This window comes from Paenibacillus sp. J22P165, from assembly GCF_059692015.1.
The window spans coordinates 272757-292264 of the sequence record NZ_JCAUAP010000009.1 but is presented as its reverse complement, the minus strand read 5'-3'; the positions used below and the strand labels follow the sequence as shown (position 1 = coordinate 292264).

Here is a 19508-nt window from a genome sequence, read left to right as displayed (position 1 = left end):
ATCGGGCTCCTTTCAAAAGCGGAAGAGTGGAAAACGTACCGTAAATACGGTTTTCACATGGGGAATGCTGTGCAGGGAAATGCTCCCCTCCATGAGTTCAACTAACCGCTTCGTTATCGTGAGACCTAGGCCGCTGCCTTGATAGGTCTGGTTTCTTGAATCCTCCAGCGTATAAAGCCGCTCGAAGACGTTCAAACGATCGCGCTCATGAATGCCCTTGCCTTGATCCCACACCTCGATATAGACACTAGTTTCATCCTGTCGTAATGCAATGCCAATCAGACCTCCATCGTTTCCATAACGAATGGCGTTGGAGAGCAGGTTCTGCAGCACCCGTCCGAGTGCTTCCGCATTGCCATAGGCATAGATCGGCGTTTCAGGTATCGCGACATCGACTTCGAGTCCATGTGACTCAATTAATTCGTAGTAGAAAAGAATGCCGTTCCGGCAAGCCTCGCTCAGATTGATTTTGGATAAAGGGAGGGGGCGATCGCCGGATTCCAGACGTGCTAGATCGAAAAACTGGTTCGTCAGATTCAGGATGTCGAGCGTTCTCTCATGAACCTTGAGGGAGAGTCGCTTCCGTTCCTCCTCGCTGGCCGTTAGATCATGTGCAAGGGTCTCTGTCAGACCCAACACGACCGTAAGCGGCGTTTTCAGATCATGAGACATGTTCGCAACCATCTTCTTAATCGCATTTTCCATGCGGGTATAGTCGACTTCCACTTTGCGATTCGCATCGAGGAGTCGGTTTATAACAATGAGTAAGTGCTGGAGCTGGGTGGAATTGGTATGGAGATGAACTTTCTCGGAAGATTCCTGATCGAGAATATCGGTTAATTTCGTCTGCAAATAGCGGAGATGACGCGATTGGTCAATTCGGGTCTTCACTTGAATGAAGATAACGATTCCAAGAAGGATACACAGGCAGGGCCACACAACATGCATATCAGAAATCCCCCATTTTGTAACCAATCCCCCAAACGGTCTTGATGTACCGCGGGTGCGCAGGATCGTCCTCAATTTTCTCCCGTAAGCGTGAAATATGGACCTGAATCGCATTCACATCGTCATAATAAGCATCATTCCATACAGAGCGATAGATTTGCTCCTTAGAGAAAGCACGTTTGGGATGAGACATCAACAGTTTTAAAATAAGAAGCTCCTTCGCCGTGAGGTTGAGGGGCGTGTCGTTTTTGGTCACGAGATGCTCATCGGGATGAAGCGTCAGCTCATGGATGCGCAAGCTGGATTGCTCAGCCTGTATAGCAGAAGGAGTGGCATATTGGGAAGCTCGCCGCAGAATCGCTTTGACACGTGCCGACAACTCAATAAGAGAGAATGGCTTCGCCAAATAGTCATCTGCTCCAAATCCAAGACCTAATGCTTTTTCAACATCACTATCCTTCGCGGACAAAATGAGAACAGGCACCGTACTTCCGCTCCGCACCCTCCGAAGCACTTCCATGCCATCAACCCCTGGCAGCATCAGATCGAGCAGTATCATATCAAAAGCTTCCTCGGCAAAGAGCCGCAGTGCCGCCTCCCCATCTGGGGCATGTCGAACGGTGAGACTCTCTTTGGCTAAATGGCCCAGGACCATTTCAGCAATAGCCGGGTCATCTTCTACAAGCAAAATGTGAGTAGGCATGTAATTTCCACCTTTATGTCATATGCTTCCAGTATACCGCTTTGTCCGCTTATATTGAAATGGATGTGGTTTATATAGAAACATCACGCTTTGCGAACACATACCAAGCTAGAGCGAGGAAAAGCAGTTGATAACAGGCTAACACCATCAATGAAAAAGATAATGACATACTGCTTATTAGCGGCCTGCCGTCCACGTAACTCAATAAATTGGTATTGGCGAAAATTAGAAATTTGGACCATTCAAATTGTTTAAGAACATAGGCTAACTGACCACTGGTTAGTAAGAAGAACAAGGAAATCCCGATGGCCATGGAGCTTGCACGAAATACAGAAGAGAACATGAAGGCAAGTGTGACCATGACGATCATTTCGATACCGCTGTAACCGATAGCTTTCCAGGAGTAAGCGGCATTCGAGAACGCAGCCCCGGTATGAAGCTCGGAAGCACCGTCAAATCCGAAAAATATGCCACCTGCAAGAATAGTGGTTAATAAAAGCAACAGCATAAGACCCAACCCGAACAACAGGACTGTTACAAATTTGGAAAGTAAGATTGTGGAGCGGCTGAAGGGGCGGATGAGCAATAATTTGATCGTACCGCCGGAGAACTCGGAGGCAACAATGCCCGCGGCGACGATAATCGTGAACAATGTCACAATATCCATGAGATTAGGAATAGCCGAAAGGCACAGATCTAAGAACTCCCATACATTGTTCGCGGCAAGCTCATCTTCGTTCGCATATTTACATAGCAGGGCTACCGCGATAACCAGTATCGGAATGAAGGCAATCATCACCCAAGTTCCGATTTTGGTGAAGATTTTAATACCTTCATTTTGCACGAGTTTAATGAAATTACGCATAGTTGGCGACCTCCGTTAAGCGGATATATTTCTCTTCAAGTGTCTGTGTGTCAGTCTGGGACTGTAGGTCTGCAAGCGAGAAGGTGGTACGTAAACGGCCATCGATGACGACGCCAAAACGGTCGCACATTTGCTCCATCTCAGCAAGTAGATGTGAGGATACCATCACAGCAATGCCTTCTTCGGCGGCCAATTGACGGACGAGCTGGCGCATTTCACGAATGCCTGCGGGGTCAAGACCGTTAGTCGGCTCATCGAGGATGAGCACAGCGGGCTTATGGAGCAGAGCCTGGGCGATCCCTAACCGCTGGCGCATGCCGAGCGAGTAGGTCTTCACTTTGTCGTGAATGCGGGCTGTCAGCCCGACGAGCTGCACGATCTGGTCGATACGGCTTTGCGGGATATCTCCCACCATGCGAGCGAATTGCTTTAGATTTTGCATCCCGGTGAGATGCTTGTAGAGCTCGGGATTCTCGATAATCGCACCGACGTGCTGAATCGCTTCCCGGAAGCTTGTGCGAATGCTGTGACCGTTAATAACAACATCACCGTCGCTCATGCCGATGAGGCCGACCATCATGCGGATGGTTGTTGTTTTGCCGGCGCCATTAGGCCCGAGGAAGCCGAAGACCTCGCCAGGGAAAAGATCAAATGTAATCTGATCCACAATGTTCTTATTTCGAATCCGTTTGGTCACATTGCGTACTTCAACAACGGGATGTATGTTCAAATTGTTCATGTGTGTACCTCCAATAAGTTTCATACGCTTATCTTACTAGAGACATCATGCAGGACTCTTTCCAAAACCTTAAGAAAGTCTTTCGATGTGCGAGGTGATTGGTTCCCTGACCTAGAACGAAGTATAGGGCACACCTCGTATTTCTTGATTTAAACCTGCATCTACAGGTAAGATGAAACTAGGAAACTCGGTTGTGCTTGTTGATAGGACCAAATGGAGGAGGCATCGTATGATAGCTGATCTGCAACCCGTGCAAGGTGGATATTTGGCTCGCTATGAGCGTCATTGGCAGCATGATGTGCAAGAAGTATGGTCATGGTTGACGGAAAACGATAAGCTTACGCAATGGTTCCCCGAGCTTGAAGTGGAGGAACTCCGAGCGGGCAGCGTGATCAATTTTCATATGCCAGACGATACGTCCATTCCCATGGAGATTCTTGAGCTTACGACACATCGTGTATTAGCTTTCACCTGGGACGAGGATCGCGTTCGATTTGAACTCCAAACGGAGGCAGACGGCGGATGTCTCTTCGTGTTTAGTGAATTTTTACATAGAATTACGGAGCACACCCCAAGAGATTTGGCTGGTTGGCATGTTTGTTTTGATGTGATTGAGGCGTTGTTGGAGGGAAGAACCGTTACTTCGCGCAAGGAGATGTGGAATGCGTGGTACGGGGAGTACAAACAACTGACAGATGCCGTCTTGACGAATGAGGCGTAGTACATTTAGTAATGGAGGCGACATAATGAAAGCACTATTTATTGGCGGAACGGGAACTATCAGCTCGGCAATTACGAAACAATTGCTTGCTACAGGCTGTGAGCTTTACCTATTGAATCGAGGCACACGCAATGCAGATTTACCTGAAGGTGCGCGTATCCTGCAAGCGGATATTAACGATGAGGAGCGCGTTGCAAAGCTGATTGAGGACTTATCGTTTGATGTTGTCGCGGATTTTATCGCCTTTGAACCGTCTCAGTTGGAGCGGGACTATAGATTGTTTCAGGGGAAGACGAAGCAATTCATTTTCATAAGTTCAGCTTCTGCCTATCAGACACCATTATCCGATTATCGCATCACGGAAGGCACGCCATTATCCAATCCTTTATGGGCATATTCCAGAAACAAAATCGCATGTGAAGAATACTTGATAAAACAATATAGAGAGCAAGGCTTCCCCATCACGATCATTCGTCCTAGTCATACCTATGATGAGCGTTCGATCCCACTTGGTGTACACGGCACAAAAGGCAGCTGGCAGGTAGCGAAGCGGATGCTGGAGAATAAGCCTGTAATCATTCACGGTGACGGTACATCCTTATGGACGATGACGCACAATAGTGATTTTGCTAAAGGTTTTATTGGCCTTATGGGCAATCTTCATGCCATTGGAGAGTCTGTTCATATCACGTCGGATGAAACATTAACTTGGAATCAAATCTATGAAGCTATCGCAGATGCGCTAGGTGTGAAGCTGCACGCCGTACATGTAGCGTCGGAGTTCTTGGATGCTTGCAGTGCGCAGGACTATCGGGGTGGATTGCTTGGAGACAAAGCCAATTCTGTTGTTTTTGACAACTCGAAGCTAAAGCGGCTTGTACCTGAATTCGTGGCTACAACACGGTTCGATCAGGGGATGAAGGGGACGATTGCGAACATTTTGGCTAATCCAGAGCTGCAGCGTGAAGATCCCGAGTTCGATGTCTGGTGCGATAAAGTAGTTGGCGCGCTAGAGGCCGCTCGTCAGGCAATACTGGACTAATTGAATGGATAGAAGAATAGGAGACACCCAAATGGGTGTCTCCTGTTCTTTTATAGCGCTAAAGCGGCCCGCATCCCCGCCAAAACAAAAGGCAGGATATTCGCCACCAACGTCTCTGGCGCTTCTGGTTGTTTTTCCATAATCCACAACTTTGTAGCGTCAAAGATGGAGCTGCTGATCATGGTAGCAACCAACGCGATTTGATTGCGATCTCTTCCCGTGAAAGAAGGATTGCTGTTTAGCATATTTAGTACCATTTGTTGGATGTGTGACCGGACGGTGGACTCGACCACGGAAACCATCGATGGATAGGTATCGAGCCTACATTGCTTATAGACAGCATCTTGATAATCACAAATCGCCAAAATGAGTTCTCGACCAGAGGCTTCCGTTAAGATTTGGCTAGACTGGAGCCGGTTAAAAACCATCATTTGGAATGCCTCAGAGATGAGGTGTTCTAACAAAATGTACTTATCTTGAAAATGAGCATAGAAGGTTGCGCGATTTACCGTAGCTCGCTCAGAAATATCCTTCACTGTGATGGTCTCAAAGCTTTTCTCATTAATCAAAGTGAGGAAGGCATCGATGATCAATTTCCGTGTGCGTAGGACGCGCGGATCTGTTTCAGTTACTTGCATCTGATTCCAATTCCTTTCTATGTTAAACGACACAATGCTCTTCGTGTTTAATAAGCAACACAAGGGCAACATTGCTGGTTGTATTGCCGATCTTAATGTATTAAGATCCTATCATACACGAGTTGCTTTCACAACAGATGTTCAATAGATGGGGAATCTTAATCATAGAAGGAGATACAAATAGATGTCAGCTACAGGTGAGCGGATTTTGATTTTTGGAGCAGGTGTGATCGGTGGCGCATATGCCGTGAAATTTGCCAAAGCTGGCTATCGCGTCACCCTCCTGGCTCGAGGAAAGAGATTGCAAGATTTAAGAGACCATAAGTTGCGCTACTACGAGAAAGGGTCTATTCGAAGCGTCCATGTTGAAGTCATTGAACAGTTGGAGCCGACGGATATTTACGACTATATCTTTGTGCCAGTTCGCTATGAACAAGCAGAATCTGCGCTTAGGGCACTCCAAGATAATCAGAGTACCAACATCGTGACGATGATCAATAATCCGATAGGGTATACGGCTTGGGAACAGATCGTAGGTGCAGGGAAGCTTATACCCGGCTTTCCAGCCGCTGGCGGAGAAATTAAAGACGGCATCCTATACGCCCAATTTGGTCCAAAAGCGCTGCAGGCTACAATGTTCGGCGAAATCAACGGTCAGACAACCGACAGACTGAGAGCTTTGGGCACGATCTTCATGAGGAGTCAGCTGCCCTATACGATTTCGAGCGATATGGACGCTATGCAAAAGACGCATGTCGCGGTAGTCGTAGCCATATCGAAAGACCTCTACGCTGAAGAGGGATTTAAAGATCACGCTGGGGCGACGAGCAAAGCTTCCGTGCGTGAGATTACGGTGACACTTCAGTCGTACCTGCGCTCCTTAGAGCAGGCCGGCGTAGCGATTACCCCATCGAAGCTCAAAATCCTGCAACGTATCCCAACCTGGCTGTTGGCATTTGTGCTGAGGAAGGTTTTGCAGACCAAGCTTGTGAAGGATATCCTCTTCAGCAGTCACGCCATGAATATGAAAGCGGAAATAGAGGCTTTGCATCGAGATTTAGTTGGTTTTCTGCAAAGGACAAGATGAGCGAGCAGAGCAAGTAGAGCAGGTAGGGTAGGCAGAGGAAGCAGAACAAGTTAAGCAATCCCGCACCCGCGCTGCTGTAAATAAATAGATGGATTTTCTGTAGCTAATTTTGCCGAATTGGGCTTCTTTAAGAGAATAGCTGGATTTTCTACAGGTAATTCAAGGGGAATTCTGTAGAATGGCCAAAATCGGCTGAACTAACTGGAGTTTTTCCAGTTAGTTGGCGCTTTTGGCGAAAAGGGCAGAGATTAGCTGTAGGTTTTACAGCTAATCCGCCAGCAGCCCCGCGCACCGCTTCGCGTGGCCGCGCTCGGGCCCGTGCCCGGCTCCGCCGCGCCCCGCGCGCTAACCCGCCACCCGCACCGCGGCGGCAGCTCAAACCAAAAAGGCACCCATCCAGGGTGCCTTTCCATCCTAATAGCCGTCCGTCCGCTGACCGGCGTCCTCCGCTAGTTCTGCTCCGGCTTTTGCCGCGACGGAGCCCAAATGCTCTTGCTCAACTTTCGCGTGAGCAAGTCCCTCAGACACACGCCGTCCGTAATCCGGATCGGCCTGCTCGAAATAGCTGATCATGTTCGCCTGTATCACAGGCTTACAGATCTTCAATGCATCGACCAAATTCGCGATCAACTCATCGCGCTCCCAATCCTCGAACTTGCGGTACGTATCGCCCGCCTGTCCAAAATCGTTCGGGCGGCTAATCTTCTCCCGAACCAACCGGTCATTGTACATCGGCTGATGCTCTTTGCCCGAAGGAGCCGCTTCCTGCAACCCGCCCAGTGAGGAGGGCTCGTAATTTACATGTGGATTTTGGCCAGGGGCCTTGTCCACCATGATCGTCATCTGCCCATCCCGCTGGTTCGTCGCGACAGGCGACTTCGGGGCATTAATTGGCAGCTGCAAATAATTAGTTCCCACGCGATACCTTTGCGTATCCGAGTAGGAGAAGGTCCGACCTTGAAGCAGCTTATCGTCCGAGAAATCGAGGCCATCGACGAGTACCCCGGTCCCGAAAGCGGCCTGCTCCACTTCAGCAAAATAATTCTCCGGATTGCGATCCAGCACCATTTTGCCTACTTTCCGAAAAGGGATTTTCTCATGGTCCCACAGCTTCGTCGGATCGAGTGGATCGAAATCGAGCTCGGGATGCTCGTCGTCGCTTAGAATCTGCACGCACAACTCCCACTCTGGATAGTCACCGCGCGCAATGGCTTCGTACAAATCTTGCGTGGCATGACTAATATTTTTACCCTGAATCGCTTCGGCTTCGGACTGCTTTAAGTTCTTCATCCCTTGCTTTAGCGGCTCCCAGTGGTATTTTACGAGTACGGCATCACCGTTCTGGTTTACCCACTTGTACGTATTGACGCCCGACCCCTGCATCTGCCGATAGTTAGCCGGAATCCCCCATGGCGAGAAGAGGAAGGTGATCATATGCGTCGCTTCGGGTGAATTGGAGACGAAATCGAACATTTTCTCCGGGTTCTGCAGGTTCGTAACAGGGTCAGGCTTGAACGCGTGCACCATATCTGGGAATTTCAACGGATCGCGGATGAAAAAGATTTTCAAATTATTGCCCACTAAGTCCCAATTGCCATCCTCTGTATAAAACTTCGTCGCGAAGCCGCGCGGATCCCGCAATGTTTCTGGTGAATACGTGCCGTGTATCACGGTCGAGAACCGAACAAACACAGGGGTGCGCTTCCCCTTCTCCTGAAAAAGCTTAGCCCGCGTATATGTAGAGACCGGCTCGTCCCCGACCGTCCCATACGCTTCAAAATACCCGTGAGCCCCAGCGCCACGCGCATGCACCACACGCTCTGGAATACGCTCCCGATCAAAATGGGAAATCTTTTCGATGTAATGGTAATTCTCGAGTGTGGACGGGCCACGATTACCAATCGTGCGGATGTTCTGATTATCCGAAATCGGATGGCCTTGACGGTTTGTTAAGGTCATATTTGCTGGACTTGTTTGATCGTTATTACCCGACTGTTCATTGTTCATCTGTCTGGAGCATCCTCTCATCCTTAGTTAAAAGTAACTTTTACCAAGATGAGGGAAATTATTCCTTGAAAGATCGGTTGGAGAATGGGGCTAACAAAGTAAAGCAAGCATGACGACATCTAGCATTTTTTTCGTTACCTCGTGCATCATATATTGCCGTAAAAGGCCTTCCTCTTGGAAACCAAGTTTTTTCAGAAGTTTAAGTGAAGCTGTATTCTCAGGATACACTTCGGCTTGTATTCTACGGATCTCAACGTGCTTTCGTGTAAAATCGATAACGGCTTCCAGTGCTTCGGACATGATGCCTTTATTCCAATATTCTGCTTGAAGCTCATAACCTATGGACACGGGAAAAAGGGGATTATTCTCGAAACTGCCTCGTGTTGGCATTACCAGAATGGTTCCCACAATGTCTGAACGGGTGTTTGTACCCAAAGAAACTCCCCAGGGTAACAGTCTTTTCGCGACAAATGCCTGATTCCAAGATGTAATTAGGTTTCGAGCTTCCTCAACGGAAGCGGGGCCCTGCCAATCCAAATGCTTGGATATCAGAGGGTTTGTATAATAACGGTATATATTTTCTGCATCGGATGCATCCATTTGCCTCAATTGGAGTCGTTTGGTGTGCAGGGAGGGGAAGGAATGAAATAATTCTGTGATAGACATCGGTCACGTACCTTCTTCTAAGGATAGTAGTTACCGAAATTTTACACTTAGGGGATTAAAGAAGGCTTAAAAATAAATAAATTTTAAGAAAAGCCCTTACCCTCTTTCTGAAGAAAGGGGGCAGGGCTTCATCACCATTCGTCGATTAAAAATCAAAATTATCCGGATCCGGACCGACACGCAGATTCTGATTCATGCCATCGATCGCCGCCATATCCTCGTTCGTAAGCTCGAAATCGAAGATCGAACTATTTTCCAAGATACGGTGTTCTTTCGTTGACTTAGGAATTGTGACGATGCCACGTTGCAAATCCCAACGAAGGATAACTTGAGCGATGGATTTACCATATTTAGCAGCGATCACGCTGAGAACGGGATTGTCCAGAAGCTGACCTTGCATCAAAGGCGACCATGCTTCCAACTGAATACCATTCACTTTGCAAAAGTCATGTACATCTGTCTGAGTAAGTAGGGGATGAAGCTCTACTTGGTTGACCATCGGTGTAATCGTCCCCGTACGAATTACGTCCTCTAAATGATGAATTTGGAAATTGCTCACACCGATCGCCTTCACGCGGCCCGCTTGATATAGCGTCTCTAGGGCTCGCCATGCCTCCACGTATTTTCCTTTTACAGGCCAATGAATCAAGTAAAGATCAAGATAATCCAAGCCCAGCTTCGCTAAGCTTGCTTCATAGGCAGCAAGGGTGGACTCATAGCCGAGATCCGCGTTCCAAACTTTTGATGTAACAAAAATTTGATCTCTAGTTAAGCCATTCTCTGCTAATCCCTCGCGAATTCCTTGTCCTACGCTGGCTTCATTGCCGTAAATTGCCGCGGTATCGATACTGCGATAGCCGATTTTTAAAGCTGCTTTCACGGCTTGCACGACTTCTGGACCGTCTTCTACTTTAAATACACCAAGACCGATATAGGGCATGGTTACGCCATTGTGAAGGGTAATTGTTTGCTGAAGGTTAGTTGTCATTGTGGTATTCCTCCTAGAATAATGGGTTGTGATTGTGTTGTTTGATCTGCTTTTTCGAGTTTAATGCTCCACATCGTAAGAAGGACGGCTCCTAAAACCATTAGTCCCCCGACCCATGTAGTATGAATTAACCCGATGGAGTCGGTAATCAGACCGCCGAGGAATGCTCCGCCAGCAATACCAAGGTTAAAAGCTGCAATGTTGAAGGCGGATGCGACATCTTTGGCCTCAGGGGCGAATCGCTCAGCCAGCTGAACGACATAAATCTGCAGCCCGGGCACGTTCATGAAAGCGAGTAATCCCATGAAAAATAGGGTGATTAAACCCGCAGCTTTGAAAGGCGCTGTGAACATAAACAGGAACAGAATCAGAGACTGTAATAAGAACATGATGAGCAATGCTCGGCTTGGTTTTCGGTTCGCGGCGCGTCCTCCGATGACATTCCCGATCGCGATGGCAACCCCATAGAGGAGTAGTATTAGCGCTACGGTATGCTCTTTAAACCCAGTAATCTCGTTTAATAACGGAGATAAATACGTGAACACCACGAAGGTTCCACCGTAGCCTAAGGCTGTAATCGAGAAAGCGAGTAACAGTCGGCCATTGGTGACCAACTTCAGTTGTGTGCTAAACCGAGTTCGCGTGCCTTTGCGTAAATTCGCAGAAACCAAGATGAGGTTCGCGATGAGAGCAACGACGCCGACTGCGACAATGGCGAAAAAGGCAGCCCGCCAACCTAGCTGTTGGCCGAGGTATGTGCCGATCGGCACACCGGTTACGGTAGCGACGGTAAGCCCCGAGAACATCAGCGCAATCGCGCTGGCTCTGCGATTCTCGGGTACGAGATCCGCGGCGATGGTCGAGCCAATCGACATGAAGACGCCATGCGCCAGCGAGGATACGACCCGAGCGATGAGCAGCATAACGATGCCGCTTGCTGTGGCAGCTAATAGATTGCCTGCGATAAAGACAAGCATGATCCAGAGCAGCAACGTTTTGCGTGAAATGGTGGAAGTCAGGGACGTTAAGATCGGTGCTCCGAAAGTAACGCCTAGGGCATATAGTGTCACCGTTAATCCTGCGCCTGTGATGGATATATGAAGGTCTTCAGCAATGAGCGGAAGCAGTCCGACACTGATAAACTCGGTTGTGCCAATGGCGAAGGCGCTAACCGCAAGGGCAAGCAGCGCCAGCGTATTTCGATTCATATTTTGTTTCATAGCAATCACTCCAAACTTGTATGTCCCGGCCGGTAAGTGCTATTATCAGACATTATAGAGAAATTGACTAGTACGTACTTTTATGTGCGGTAGGTACTTTTTAGTGCCTATAAGATGTGATAGGAGGAAAGCGCGCATATGGGAAAAAAACTGTACAATATTTCCGTGGAAGCCACCCTGGAAGTGATAGGCGGGAAATGGAAATGCGTCATACTTTGCCATTTAACTCATGGGAAGAGGCGCACAAGTGATCTCAAACGTCTCATGCCGAGAATCACACAAAAAATGCTGACCCAACAGCTCAGAGAGCTTGAAGATGACGGAATCGTGAAGCGAATCGTGTACAATCAAGTACCGCCAAAAGTGGAATATGAGCTAAGCGACTACGGATTAAGCTTGAAGCCCATTCTGGATTCGCTCTGTATGTGGGGAGAAACGCATATCATTAAGGAATACGGCGATAAATTCGCTGTACTTGAGGAAAATGTACTGAATAGACGGGATGATGAAGTCCTAATAGATGAACTAATGGAGAAAGAGGTAGAAATGACATGAATACAACGATCAATCAGAGGGGCGATTCCCAAATTGCCATCGTAGAGAGTACCGATATTCTTATCAGTAACGGCCAGGATGCACTGGATTTAATGGCGACGGTTCGATATTTGTCGGGATGCGATAAGTTTATTATTCATCAGTGGAATGTGACCGAGGATTTCTTCGAGCTCAAAACGAAACTCGCTGGCGATGTTCTGCAGAAATACACGAACTATCATATGAAAATGGCCATTGTCGGCGATTTCGATCAATACGACAGCAAAAGCCTCCGCGATTTCATCTACGAATGCAACCATGGTAAGCAATTCTTTTTCGTCAAGGACGAGCAGGCTGCGTTGGACGCACTGCACGGTGTGTAGTAGCGAGGCGATCTCAAAACAGTAGCTACTCAAAAAATGTCCTTCTACTTTTTCAGCACCAGCATCATTTTACTGGTTAGCAATCACCGCGGAAACGACTAACTGGAAAATATACAGCTAATTCGGCAACTTTTCCTTTGAAACGCGATTTAACTGGAAATTATGTAGCTAATGTCGTGCATTTTGGGCAAAAAGGTGAGGTGCGCCGAAATTAGCTGTAGGAAATCCATTTAATTGTATTTATTATGGGAAATCTGCAATATTACCTGTACTTTTTCCAGCTAATTTGTGTGGCGGGGCTTTGCGAGGCTCGGGCTTGTGGCTTCTGCGCCGTGCTCGTCGCCCGAGTGGCGGCCGTGCGCTCCAGCCGTCCTGCCACAGCCACGCTCCGCCATCGCCACGACTTCGGTCACTCGCTCCGCCGCGCCTATGCCCGCTGCCGTCTCCTCCTTCACCGTGCCATCCGCGCTTCGGTAGCGCTCGTCACCGCCATCGTCGTCGCACCTCCAGCCGCTCACACCGTCAACCGCCTTCTCGCTCCGCCATCGGCACTTCGCTCGCGCTCGTCACCGCACCCGCACCCGCACCCGCCATCGCTGCTCGCTCGCCACCGCCATCGTCGTCGCGCCTCCAGCCACTCACACCGCCAACCGCCTTCTCGCTCCGCCATCGGCACTCTTATCGCTTTCTACCGCCGCCGCGCATTCGGTCGCTCGCTCCACACCGCGCCGTCGCTTCGGCACCACCAAAACAAAAAAAGCAGCGCAGGGATCACCCGCGCGACCTTCTTATCGCCCGAACTGGCCGGGACGAATTTTTTTCACATCAAACATACTCACTGTCGAGGAGATGACGTATTCTGGCCGCTCCTGACCTTTGCTGTTACGGTGTCCAGCGAGATGTTCGGGACTTTTCTCCCAGTTTTTCCACGCTTGTTCGGATTCCCAACGGATGAAGACGACAACCTCTTCGGACTCTTTACTGCGTTTATTGACCATCACGGTCACATCAATGAGACCTTCCATGCCGTCTAATGGGCCTTCTTTACTGAAACGTTCCACGACTTTGTCACTATTACCAGGTTGTACAATAATAGTTCTTTGTTGAATTAGCACGAGTGTCAGCTCCTTTTCAATTGACTATGAGAATCATTATCAATTATAAAGGGGGACCCGTCAAGACGCGATTCAACATATCCCGCAGCGCAAGCTCCGCCAAAGACTCCAAACGATGCGGCTCCCCGTCGAAAGTTAAAAACTTCGTAACCGGGTTAGGCACCACGATGTAGTGCATGCCTGCCGCAGCCGCGGCGCGGGCACCGTTCGGCGAATCCTCTATCGCTACCGCCTCATGCGGTTGAACGCCAAGGTCTTGCAGCGCTAGCTCGTAGAGCGCAGGGTGAGGCTTCACTAGCTCGACATCCTCTGCGGTGCGAATGGTTTCAAAATAGTGAGCAATTCCCAGTTGCGCGAGGTATTTGTCGATCCAAGAGCGCTTAGAGCTGGAGGCTAAGCCAATTCGCAGACCTAATTCTTGTGCTCCAGCCAAGTAGTCAAGAATACCTGGCCGAATACCTTCTTGGGCCATCATTTTCGTATGTCGCGTATGGACATGCTTGTTAAGTGTTTCGCGATCCATGGGTACTTGTTTATCCGTAATCAAATAGTCATAGGGATCAAACACATGCAGAGAAGTGCCGATACATTGCCCGTACATGTCTAAGGTGAGTTCAATGTCATGCTCAAGAGCAATCTCGCGGAAAGCCTCATACCAAGCGGTCTCGGTATCCAGAATCGTACCGTCAAAATCAAAAATAAGTGCTTTTATCGTCGACATACTGCCATCCTCCTCAGGGTTTTCATAGAACCGTTAGTCCTTTTGATGCCAACTCTCATAAAACTTAATCTCTCCCAATTCCATTGGACATAGGAATACCTCCACGAAGTGTGGATTGAAAACAAATTCTACATAAAAAAGGGAAGGGTTTCTAAAAACTTTGTCGAAATCTAGAAGATAAACGATATGACCAATATTTTCCCTATCTGCAGTGCTGTACAATTCTGGAGGTGTTTTTGTTAATCATGTCACAAGCTAAATCACAAGGCAAGCAAGCATCTGTAAGGTTTTTTCGATCTCTTTCTTTCAAAATTTCAGCCTGGACAGCGGCCTGCTATATTCTGCTTTGCGTGTTGCTTACCTTCGTTTCGTATCAACAGCATCAACAGCAAATGGCAGATAATTTAACCGCACTTGAGGGGATTTTCCATGCACCACTCCTGCAGAAACTTGATTACATTGAGAAAGCCAAGACAGAATTAAAGAAAAATCAAGAAGCCTACAAATATGAGCCTGCTATCATGAACGTTCAGGAAGATATGGACCGCGTTTCACAAGGGGATTTGGTGGAGAACGCGTACCTATTTTACCCAGAATGGACAACGGTGGATGGAGAACCAGCGCTCTTGAATCTGTTATCCAATTCGGAGCTATATGTCGATGAGAAACCGGCAGATCCGTATGTACCAGTTCCGGAGTTGCGCGAGGCTCTCGAGCAAGCAGAAAAAACAGGCTTCGCTATCACGGGTACTTACCAAGATTCACTAGGAACATGGAAGAGTGCAGTAAGTGCAATTCGAGATAAGGATGGCAAGCTCGTTGCTTTTGCGGGGTTAGATTTCAATTATAACGTTATTAAAACACAGATGAACCAATATACGTTGCAGTCGCTATGGGTTGGATTAGTCGCAATTGTTATCGGGACGCTTTTCATCGTCATCATTGTACGATTGTATCTGCGTCAGATCAGCCCTCTAGTTAGGCTGGCGCAAGCGGCGGCGGCAGGGGATCTTTCAGATTCAGCGCTGACCAAGAGCAAAAGCAAGGATGAATTGGGGATATTGGGCAATCATTTGAAGGATATGGTCGGCAATCTGCGGGGACTAATTGTTCAAATTGCACAAGCAGCGCAACAAGTATCAGCGGCATCGGAATCCTTACAAACAGGTGCGCAGGAGACCAGTCAATCTACTGCATCTGTCTCGGATATGATGGGGCAGCTTGCTTCGCACTCGGAGCAGCAACGTCAGGGCACAGAGGAAAGCAGTCATGCTATGAATGAGATGGCTGTAGGCATTCAGCGCGTAGCGGAATCCGCAGGGCATGCTACAGATATTTCTGGACATGCGCGTACGCATACCAGTGAGGGTAATGCTCGAATGGGGCAAAGCATGGAGCAAATCAGTGAAGCGCTGCGTTCCGTCCAGCAGGCGGTGCAAGCGATCCAGAGCTTAAAATCGATGTCTGAGGAAATCGGCGAAATTACAGTCCTCATCACGAATGTAACGAGACAAACCAATTTGCTCGCGTTGAACGCATCGATTGAGGCAGCGAGAGCAGGCGAGCACGGCAAAGGCTTCGTGGTCGTGTCCACGGAAATTCGCAAGCTTGCGGATCAGTCCCGACTTGCAACGGAACGTATCGCGGAGCTCGTTGAGCGTGTTCAACATGAGACAGGCGCGGCTGTTATCGCGATGGATCGCGGCCTTGGTGAAGTAGAGGCCATGCAGGCTGTCGTTGAACAAACAGACGGTACTTTCAAGGATCTCTCCGGCACGGTTCAGGAAGTTGTGGACCAGATGACGGATGTGTCGGCTGTATCTGAGCAAATGTCTGCAAGTTCAGAGGAAGTCTTAGCTGGTATCGTGGAAATGGCCGAATTAACACGGATGACGACGGAGCTTACGCAAGCTGTTGCAGCTGCAACAGCGCACCAACTGGCGACGATTTCGGAGGTTTCCAGAACGGCTAATGAGCTGAGTGGTATGTCGAATGACCTACAATTGGCAGTAGCTCGATTTAAAGTCTAAGCGTCAAAGCGAATGGAAGAAGTAGGATGCCTGTGGGCATCCTATTTTTGTATGAAAAGTCTTGACTTTTTCATTGATAATGATTATCATTTCTATTTAATGGAGAGAAATTATACGATCATTTAACCCTATATACATATTGGAAAAGGGGATGTTCCTCATGGCGGTGCCTACACGAATATATACTGAACAGCTGCATGTTTCTTATGATAAATTGAAAATCATTAATGATTTGAGCATTGAGATTCCTACGGGCAAAATCACGGCTTTAGTTGGTGCGAATGGTTCGGGAAAATCGACGATTCTGAAGGCGATGTCGCGATTATTGAAGCCAACGGAAGGGACCGTATTCCTTGATGGTCATTCCATTCATCATCAATCAACGAAAGAAATTGCGAAGAAATTAGCGATTTTGCCACAATCACCCTCGGCTCCGGAAGGCATTACCGCTGAAGAGCTAGTCGGATATGGCCGGTTCCCGCATCAGCGCGGCTTCCAGAAGATGTCCAGCGCCGATCGCGACATTATCAATTGGGCGTTCGAAGTGACAGGAATGACACCGTTCAAAGATCGTCCAATCGATCACTTGTCTGGCGGACAGCGTCAACGTGTATGGATCGCGATGGCGTTAGCACAGCAAACGGATATGCTGTTCTTGGATGAGCCGACGACCTATTTGGATATGGCGCATCAGTTGGAAGTCCTGTGTTTGTTGAAAGAGATCAACGAACGTCACCAAACGACTATCGTAATGGTTGTGCATGATTTGAATCATGCGACGCGTTATGCGGATCATTTGATCGCGATTAAATCAGGCAATGTTGTCTATGAAGGCGCACCGATGGATATTGTAACACCGAAAATGTTGCTCGATGTCTTCGCCATCCATGCGGATGTTATCGTGGATAAACGGGCTGGTGTCCCGCTCTGTATTCCTTATGGCTTGGTGTCTGATGATGAAGTCGCGATGGAAGAGGAACGTAAAGTAGAAGTAACGATCGCTTAATTCACTTAAAATGAACGGAATACGAGGTGCCCCCGGGATTCGGAGGTGCCTTTTCTTTGTTGGAATGAGTCTTCCCTTGTGTTCAGGAAGGATTTTTGGCACAATATGAACTATAGATGGTACGCTTCGGCTGCTTAGAAAGAATTAGACTGCACGTGATAGTCTCGAAAAGAGGATAACCCAATGAATACTTCATCCATTTATGGATTAACATTTGATCAATTGGTCGCTTGGCTGGCCGAAAAAGGCTACAAAAAGTCACGCGCCCTACAAGTATGGGACTGGCTGTATCGTAAGCGCGTCGCTTCGTTCGCAGAAATGACGGATGTAAAAGCGGATTGCCTTGCAACGTTAGAGGAGCATTTTGCCATCCACACCTTGCATGAACATACGAGACAAGAATCGGCCGACGGTACGATGAAGTTTCTGTTCAAGCTATCGGACGGTAATTTGATCGAAACGGTATTAATGCGTCATAAATTCGGCCTATCGGTCTGCGTGACGACACAAGTAGGCTGTAACATTGGATGCAGCTTCTGTGCGAGTGGATTATTGGCCAAAAGTCGTGATCTCTCCGCGGCGGAAATCGTGGAACAAATTATGAAGGTCCAATTCCACTTGGACGCAGTGGGTAAAGATGAGCGCGTTAGCCATATTGTTGTCATGGGGATTGGCGAGCCGTTCGATAACTTTGTGAATATGGTTGATTTTATCCGTGTCGTAAAGGATCAGAAGGGTCTGGACATTGCTGCCAGACACATTACCGTATCCACCAGTGGTCTTGCGCCTAAAATTAAAGAGTTTGCAGACTCCGATTTAAAGGTGAATCTAGCGATTTCCTTGCATGCTCCGACGAACGAGCTGCGTACGCGCATCATGAAAATCAACAAAGCGATCCCGATCGAGACGTTGATGGAAGCGATCGAGTACTATTTGGAGAAAACGAATCGTCGAATTACGCTTGAGTACATTTTGCTCAAAGACGTGAATGATGGCAGAGAGCATGCGCTTCAACTGGCTGAGTTAATTCAGCATATCCGCCAATTGGCGAATGTGAACTTAATTCCGTACAATCCGGTGGATGAACACAGTCAATATCAGCGAAGTGAGCGCGAATCCGTGCGAGCGTTCTATGATACACTCAAGAAGCAAGGTATCTCCTGCAGCGTGCGTTTGGAGCACGGGACGGACATCGATGCCGCTTGTGGACAACTGCGAAGCAAACAAATTAAAAAAACCACAGGGGATAACGTTGTGGCAGGTTAAAAGTAAGGTCTGTGGATGAATAACATTCGCAGGCCTTTTTGCATACATTGAACGGCTGATGTGGACAGATTTGGCATATAATTGAATTAGCAGTAACTTCTTCATTAAGATGCGTAGCGAACTTTTCAAGTTAGAAGAGGGAGAGTGGTCGTTTGTGAAGGCATGGATCCTCGGTGTGATCTGCGGTGCTGCTTTAACAGGTGTAACAGTGGTCTCTGCGTCAGATGTGGTTCATACGAGCCGACAAGTTGCGGTAAATGGGACTGTGCTCGATACGCAAGTTCAAGTAGCCGAAGATGGGACGACAATGACCTCTACGCGGGCAATTGCACAGGCGCTTGGTGCAGAGGTGAACTGGAACGAACCTTTGAACAGAGTTGACATTCGGAGTAAAGAGGACAAAGGTTTGTCCTACGATAAGTATGTATCCTTACTTCTTCATGGTAGATATAGCTTGAAATTTGAGGTCATGGGAGAGAACCTCGGCGCTCAATCAGATACAACGGTCGTGTTCGCAGACGGTTATGTCGATGTACCCGAAAACACTGATTTTCAGAAGCTGTATCTCTTATTGCTAGTTGATCAACTAGGGGATTTACCGAATAAGCGCATCGAGTTTTGGGCGAATAAAGAGCTAGCTCAGACGTATGTTTCTGGGGATTATCAAGATGATGGGATCGATGGCTGGTTAGGGAAGAACGCAAGGTTTGGTTTGTTAACGAACGAGGGAGGTCGTGTATCACTCTTCCATATATTGAGCATACATGAACGCGACAGTGTCTTGCTTGGCAAATATAAGCTCCAATGATACAAGAAGCCGTCCTTACAG

Annotated in this window: 19 protein-coding genes and 1 pseudogene; 9 read left to right on the top strand and 11 right to left on the bottom strand. The window is 48.1% G+C overall.

Features of this window, described 5'->3' with window-relative positions:
* Positions 1-12: 12 nt before the first annotated feature.
* From AC58QM_RS23825 to AC58QM_RS23810, 4 genes and pseudogenes are all read right to left on the bottom strand, one after another.
* Positions 13-948 carry a sensor histidine kinase gene (locus tag AC58QM_RS23825; protein ID WP_497287339.1) on the bottom strand — a complete coding sequence of 312 codons (936 nt, stop codon included), beginning with the start codon at positions 946-948 and terminating at the stop codon, positions 13-15.
* A gap of 1 nt (position 949) precedes the next feature.
* Entirely contained in the window at positions 950-1651 is a 702-nt protein-coding gene (locus AC58QM_RS23820; RefSeq protein ID WP_497287338.1) for a response regulator transcription factor, read from the bottom strand.
* 70 nt (positions 1652-1721) lie between these two features.
* Complete coding sequence (locus AC58QM_RS23815; RefSeq protein WP_497287337.1) at positions 1722-2516, bottom strand: ABC transporter permease; 795 nt, start codon at positions 2514-2516, stop codon at positions 1722-1724.
* Positions 2517-2607: 91 nt separating this feature from the next.
* Positions 2608-3240, bottom strand: a pseudogene (locus tag AC58QM_RS23810) (ABC transporter ATP-binding protein); the annotation flags it as partial.
* A gap of 244 nt (positions 3241-3484) precedes the next feature.
* Here AC58QM_RS23810 and AC58QM_RS23805 point away from each other — a divergent pair.
* Together AC58QM_RS23805 and AC58QM_RS23800 are read left to right on the top strand one after the other, a co-directional pair.
* The gene (locus AC58QM_RS23805) at positions 3485-3976 is read left to right on the top strand and encodes an SRPBCC family protein (protein WP_497287336.1); all 492 of its coding nucleotides are present in this window, start codon (positions 3485-3487) and stop codon (positions 3974-3976) included.
* A 25-nt stretch (positions 3977-4001) separates the two neighbouring features.
* Positions 4002-5018: an SDR family oxidoreductase gene (locus tag AC58QM_RS23800; RefSeq protein ID WP_497287335.1), complete on the top strand. Its 1017-nt coding sequence runs from the start codon at positions 4002-4004 to the stop codon at positions 5016-5018.
* Between the two features lie 50 nt (positions 5019-5068).
* On the opposite strand, the gene AC58QM_RS23795 is transcribed toward AC58QM_RS23800, so the two are convergent.
* Positions 5069-5656 carry a TetR/AcrR family transcriptional regulator gene (locus tag AC58QM_RS23795; protein WP_497287334.1) on the bottom strand — a complete coding sequence of 196 codons (588 nt, stop codon included), beginning with the start codon at positions 5654-5656 and terminating at the stop codon, positions 5069-5071.
* A gap of 184 nt (positions 5657-5840) precedes the next feature.
* Between AC58QM_RS23795 and AC58QM_RS23790 the strand changes: the two genes are divergently transcribed.
* A complete protein-coding gene (locus AC58QM_RS23790; RefSeq protein ID WP_497287333.1) occupies positions 5841-6743 on the top strand; it encodes a ketopantoate reductase family protein in 903 nt (300 codons plus the stop codon).
* 414 nt (positions 6744-7157) lie between these two features.
* On the opposite strand, the gene AC58QM_RS23785 is transcribed toward AC58QM_RS23790, so the two are convergent.
* From AC58QM_RS23785 to AC58QM_RS23770, 4 genes are all read right to left on the bottom strand, one after another.
* Positions 7158-8750: a catalase gene (locus AC58QM_RS23785; protein WP_497287332.1), complete on the bottom strand. Its 1593-nt coding sequence runs from the start codon at positions 8748-8750 to the stop codon at positions 7158-7160.
* 90 nt (positions 8751-8840) lie between these two features.
* Entirely contained in the window at positions 8841-9416 is a 576-nt protein-coding gene (locus AC58QM_RS23780; RefSeq protein WP_497287331.1) for a GNAT family N-acetyltransferase, read from the bottom strand.
* 145 nt (positions 9417-9561) lie between these two features.
* Positions 9562-10404, bottom strand: coding sequence for an aldo/keto reductase (locus AC58QM_RS23775; RefSeq protein WP_497287330.1), 843 nt, complete (start codon positions 10402-10404; stop codon positions 9562-9564).
* The gene (locus AC58QM_RS23770) at positions 10401-11624 is read right to left on the bottom strand and encodes an MFS transporter (RefSeq protein WP_497287329.1); all 1224 of its coding nucleotides are present in this window, start codon (positions 11622-11624) and stop codon (positions 10401-10403) included. The genes AC58QM_RS23775 and AC58QM_RS23770 overlap by 4 nt, the downstream gene beginning before the upstream one ends.
* Before the next feature lie 138 nt (positions 11625-11762).
* Between AC58QM_RS23770 and AC58QM_RS23765 the strand changes: the two genes are divergently transcribed.
* Both AC58QM_RS23765 and AC58QM_RS23760 read left to right on the top strand, forming a co-directional pair.
* On the top strand, positions 11763-12179 hold the full coding sequence (locus AC58QM_RS23765) for a winged helix-turn-helix transcriptional regulator (RefSeq protein ID WP_497287328.1): 417 nt from the start codon (positions 11763-11765) through the stop codon (positions 12177-12179).
* Entirely contained in the window at positions 12176-12541 is a 366-nt protein-coding gene (locus AC58QM_RS23760) for a DUF4180 domain-containing protein (protein ID WP_497287327.1), read from the top strand. Before AC58QM_RS23765 ends, AC58QM_RS23760 begins: the two co-directional genes overlap by 4 nt.
* A 788-nt stretch (positions 12542-13329) precedes the next feature.
* On the opposite strand, the gene AC58QM_RS23755 is transcribed toward AC58QM_RS23760, so the two are convergent.
* Both AC58QM_RS23755 and AC58QM_RS23750 read right to left on the bottom strand, forming a co-directional pair.
* Positions 13330-13656: an antibiotic biosynthesis monooxygenase gene (locus AC58QM_RS23755; protein ID WP_497287326.1), complete on the bottom strand. Its 327-nt coding sequence runs from the start codon at positions 13654-13656 to the stop codon at positions 13330-13332.
* A 43-nt stretch (positions 13657-13699) separates the two neighbouring features.
* Positions 13700-14377: an HAD family hydrolase gene (locus tag AC58QM_RS23750; RefSeq protein WP_497287325.1), complete on the bottom strand. Its 678-nt coding sequence runs from the start codon at positions 14375-14377 to the stop codon at positions 13700-13702.
* A gap of 245 nt (positions 14378-14622) precedes the next feature.
* On the opposite strand from AC58QM_RS23750, the gene AC58QM_RS23745 reads away from it, so the two are divergent.
* The 4 genes from AC58QM_RS23745 to AC58QM_RS23730 all read left to right on the top strand — a co-directional run bounded on the left by AC58QM_RS23745 (position 14623) and on the right by AC58QM_RS23730 (position 19487).
* Positions 14623-16407, top strand: coding sequence for a methyl-accepting chemotaxis protein (locus tag AC58QM_RS23745; protein ID WP_497287324.1), 1785 nt, complete (start codon positions 14623-14625; stop codon positions 16405-16407).
* Between the two features lie 160 nt (positions 16408-16567).
* The gene (locus tag AC58QM_RS23740; protein WP_497287323.1) at positions 16568-17413 is read left to right on the top strand and encodes an ABC transporter ATP-binding protein; all 846 of its coding nucleotides are present in this window, start codon (positions 16568-16570) and stop codon (positions 17411-17413) included.
* Positions 17414-17596: 183 nt separating this feature from the next.
* Positions 17597-18679, top strand: a complete 1083-nt coding sequence (gene rlmN / locus AC58QM_RS23735) for a dual-specificity RNA methyltransferase RlmN (RefSeq protein WP_497287322.1) — start codon at positions 17597-17599, stop codon at positions 18677-18679.
* A 154-nt stretch (positions 18680-18833) separates the two neighbouring features.
* Complete coding sequence (locus AC58QM_RS23730) at positions 18834-19487, top strand: stalk domain-containing protein (RefSeq protein WP_497287321.1); 654 nt, start codon at positions 18834-18836, stop codon at positions 19485-19487.
* Positions 19488-19508 lie beyond the last annotated feature (21 nt).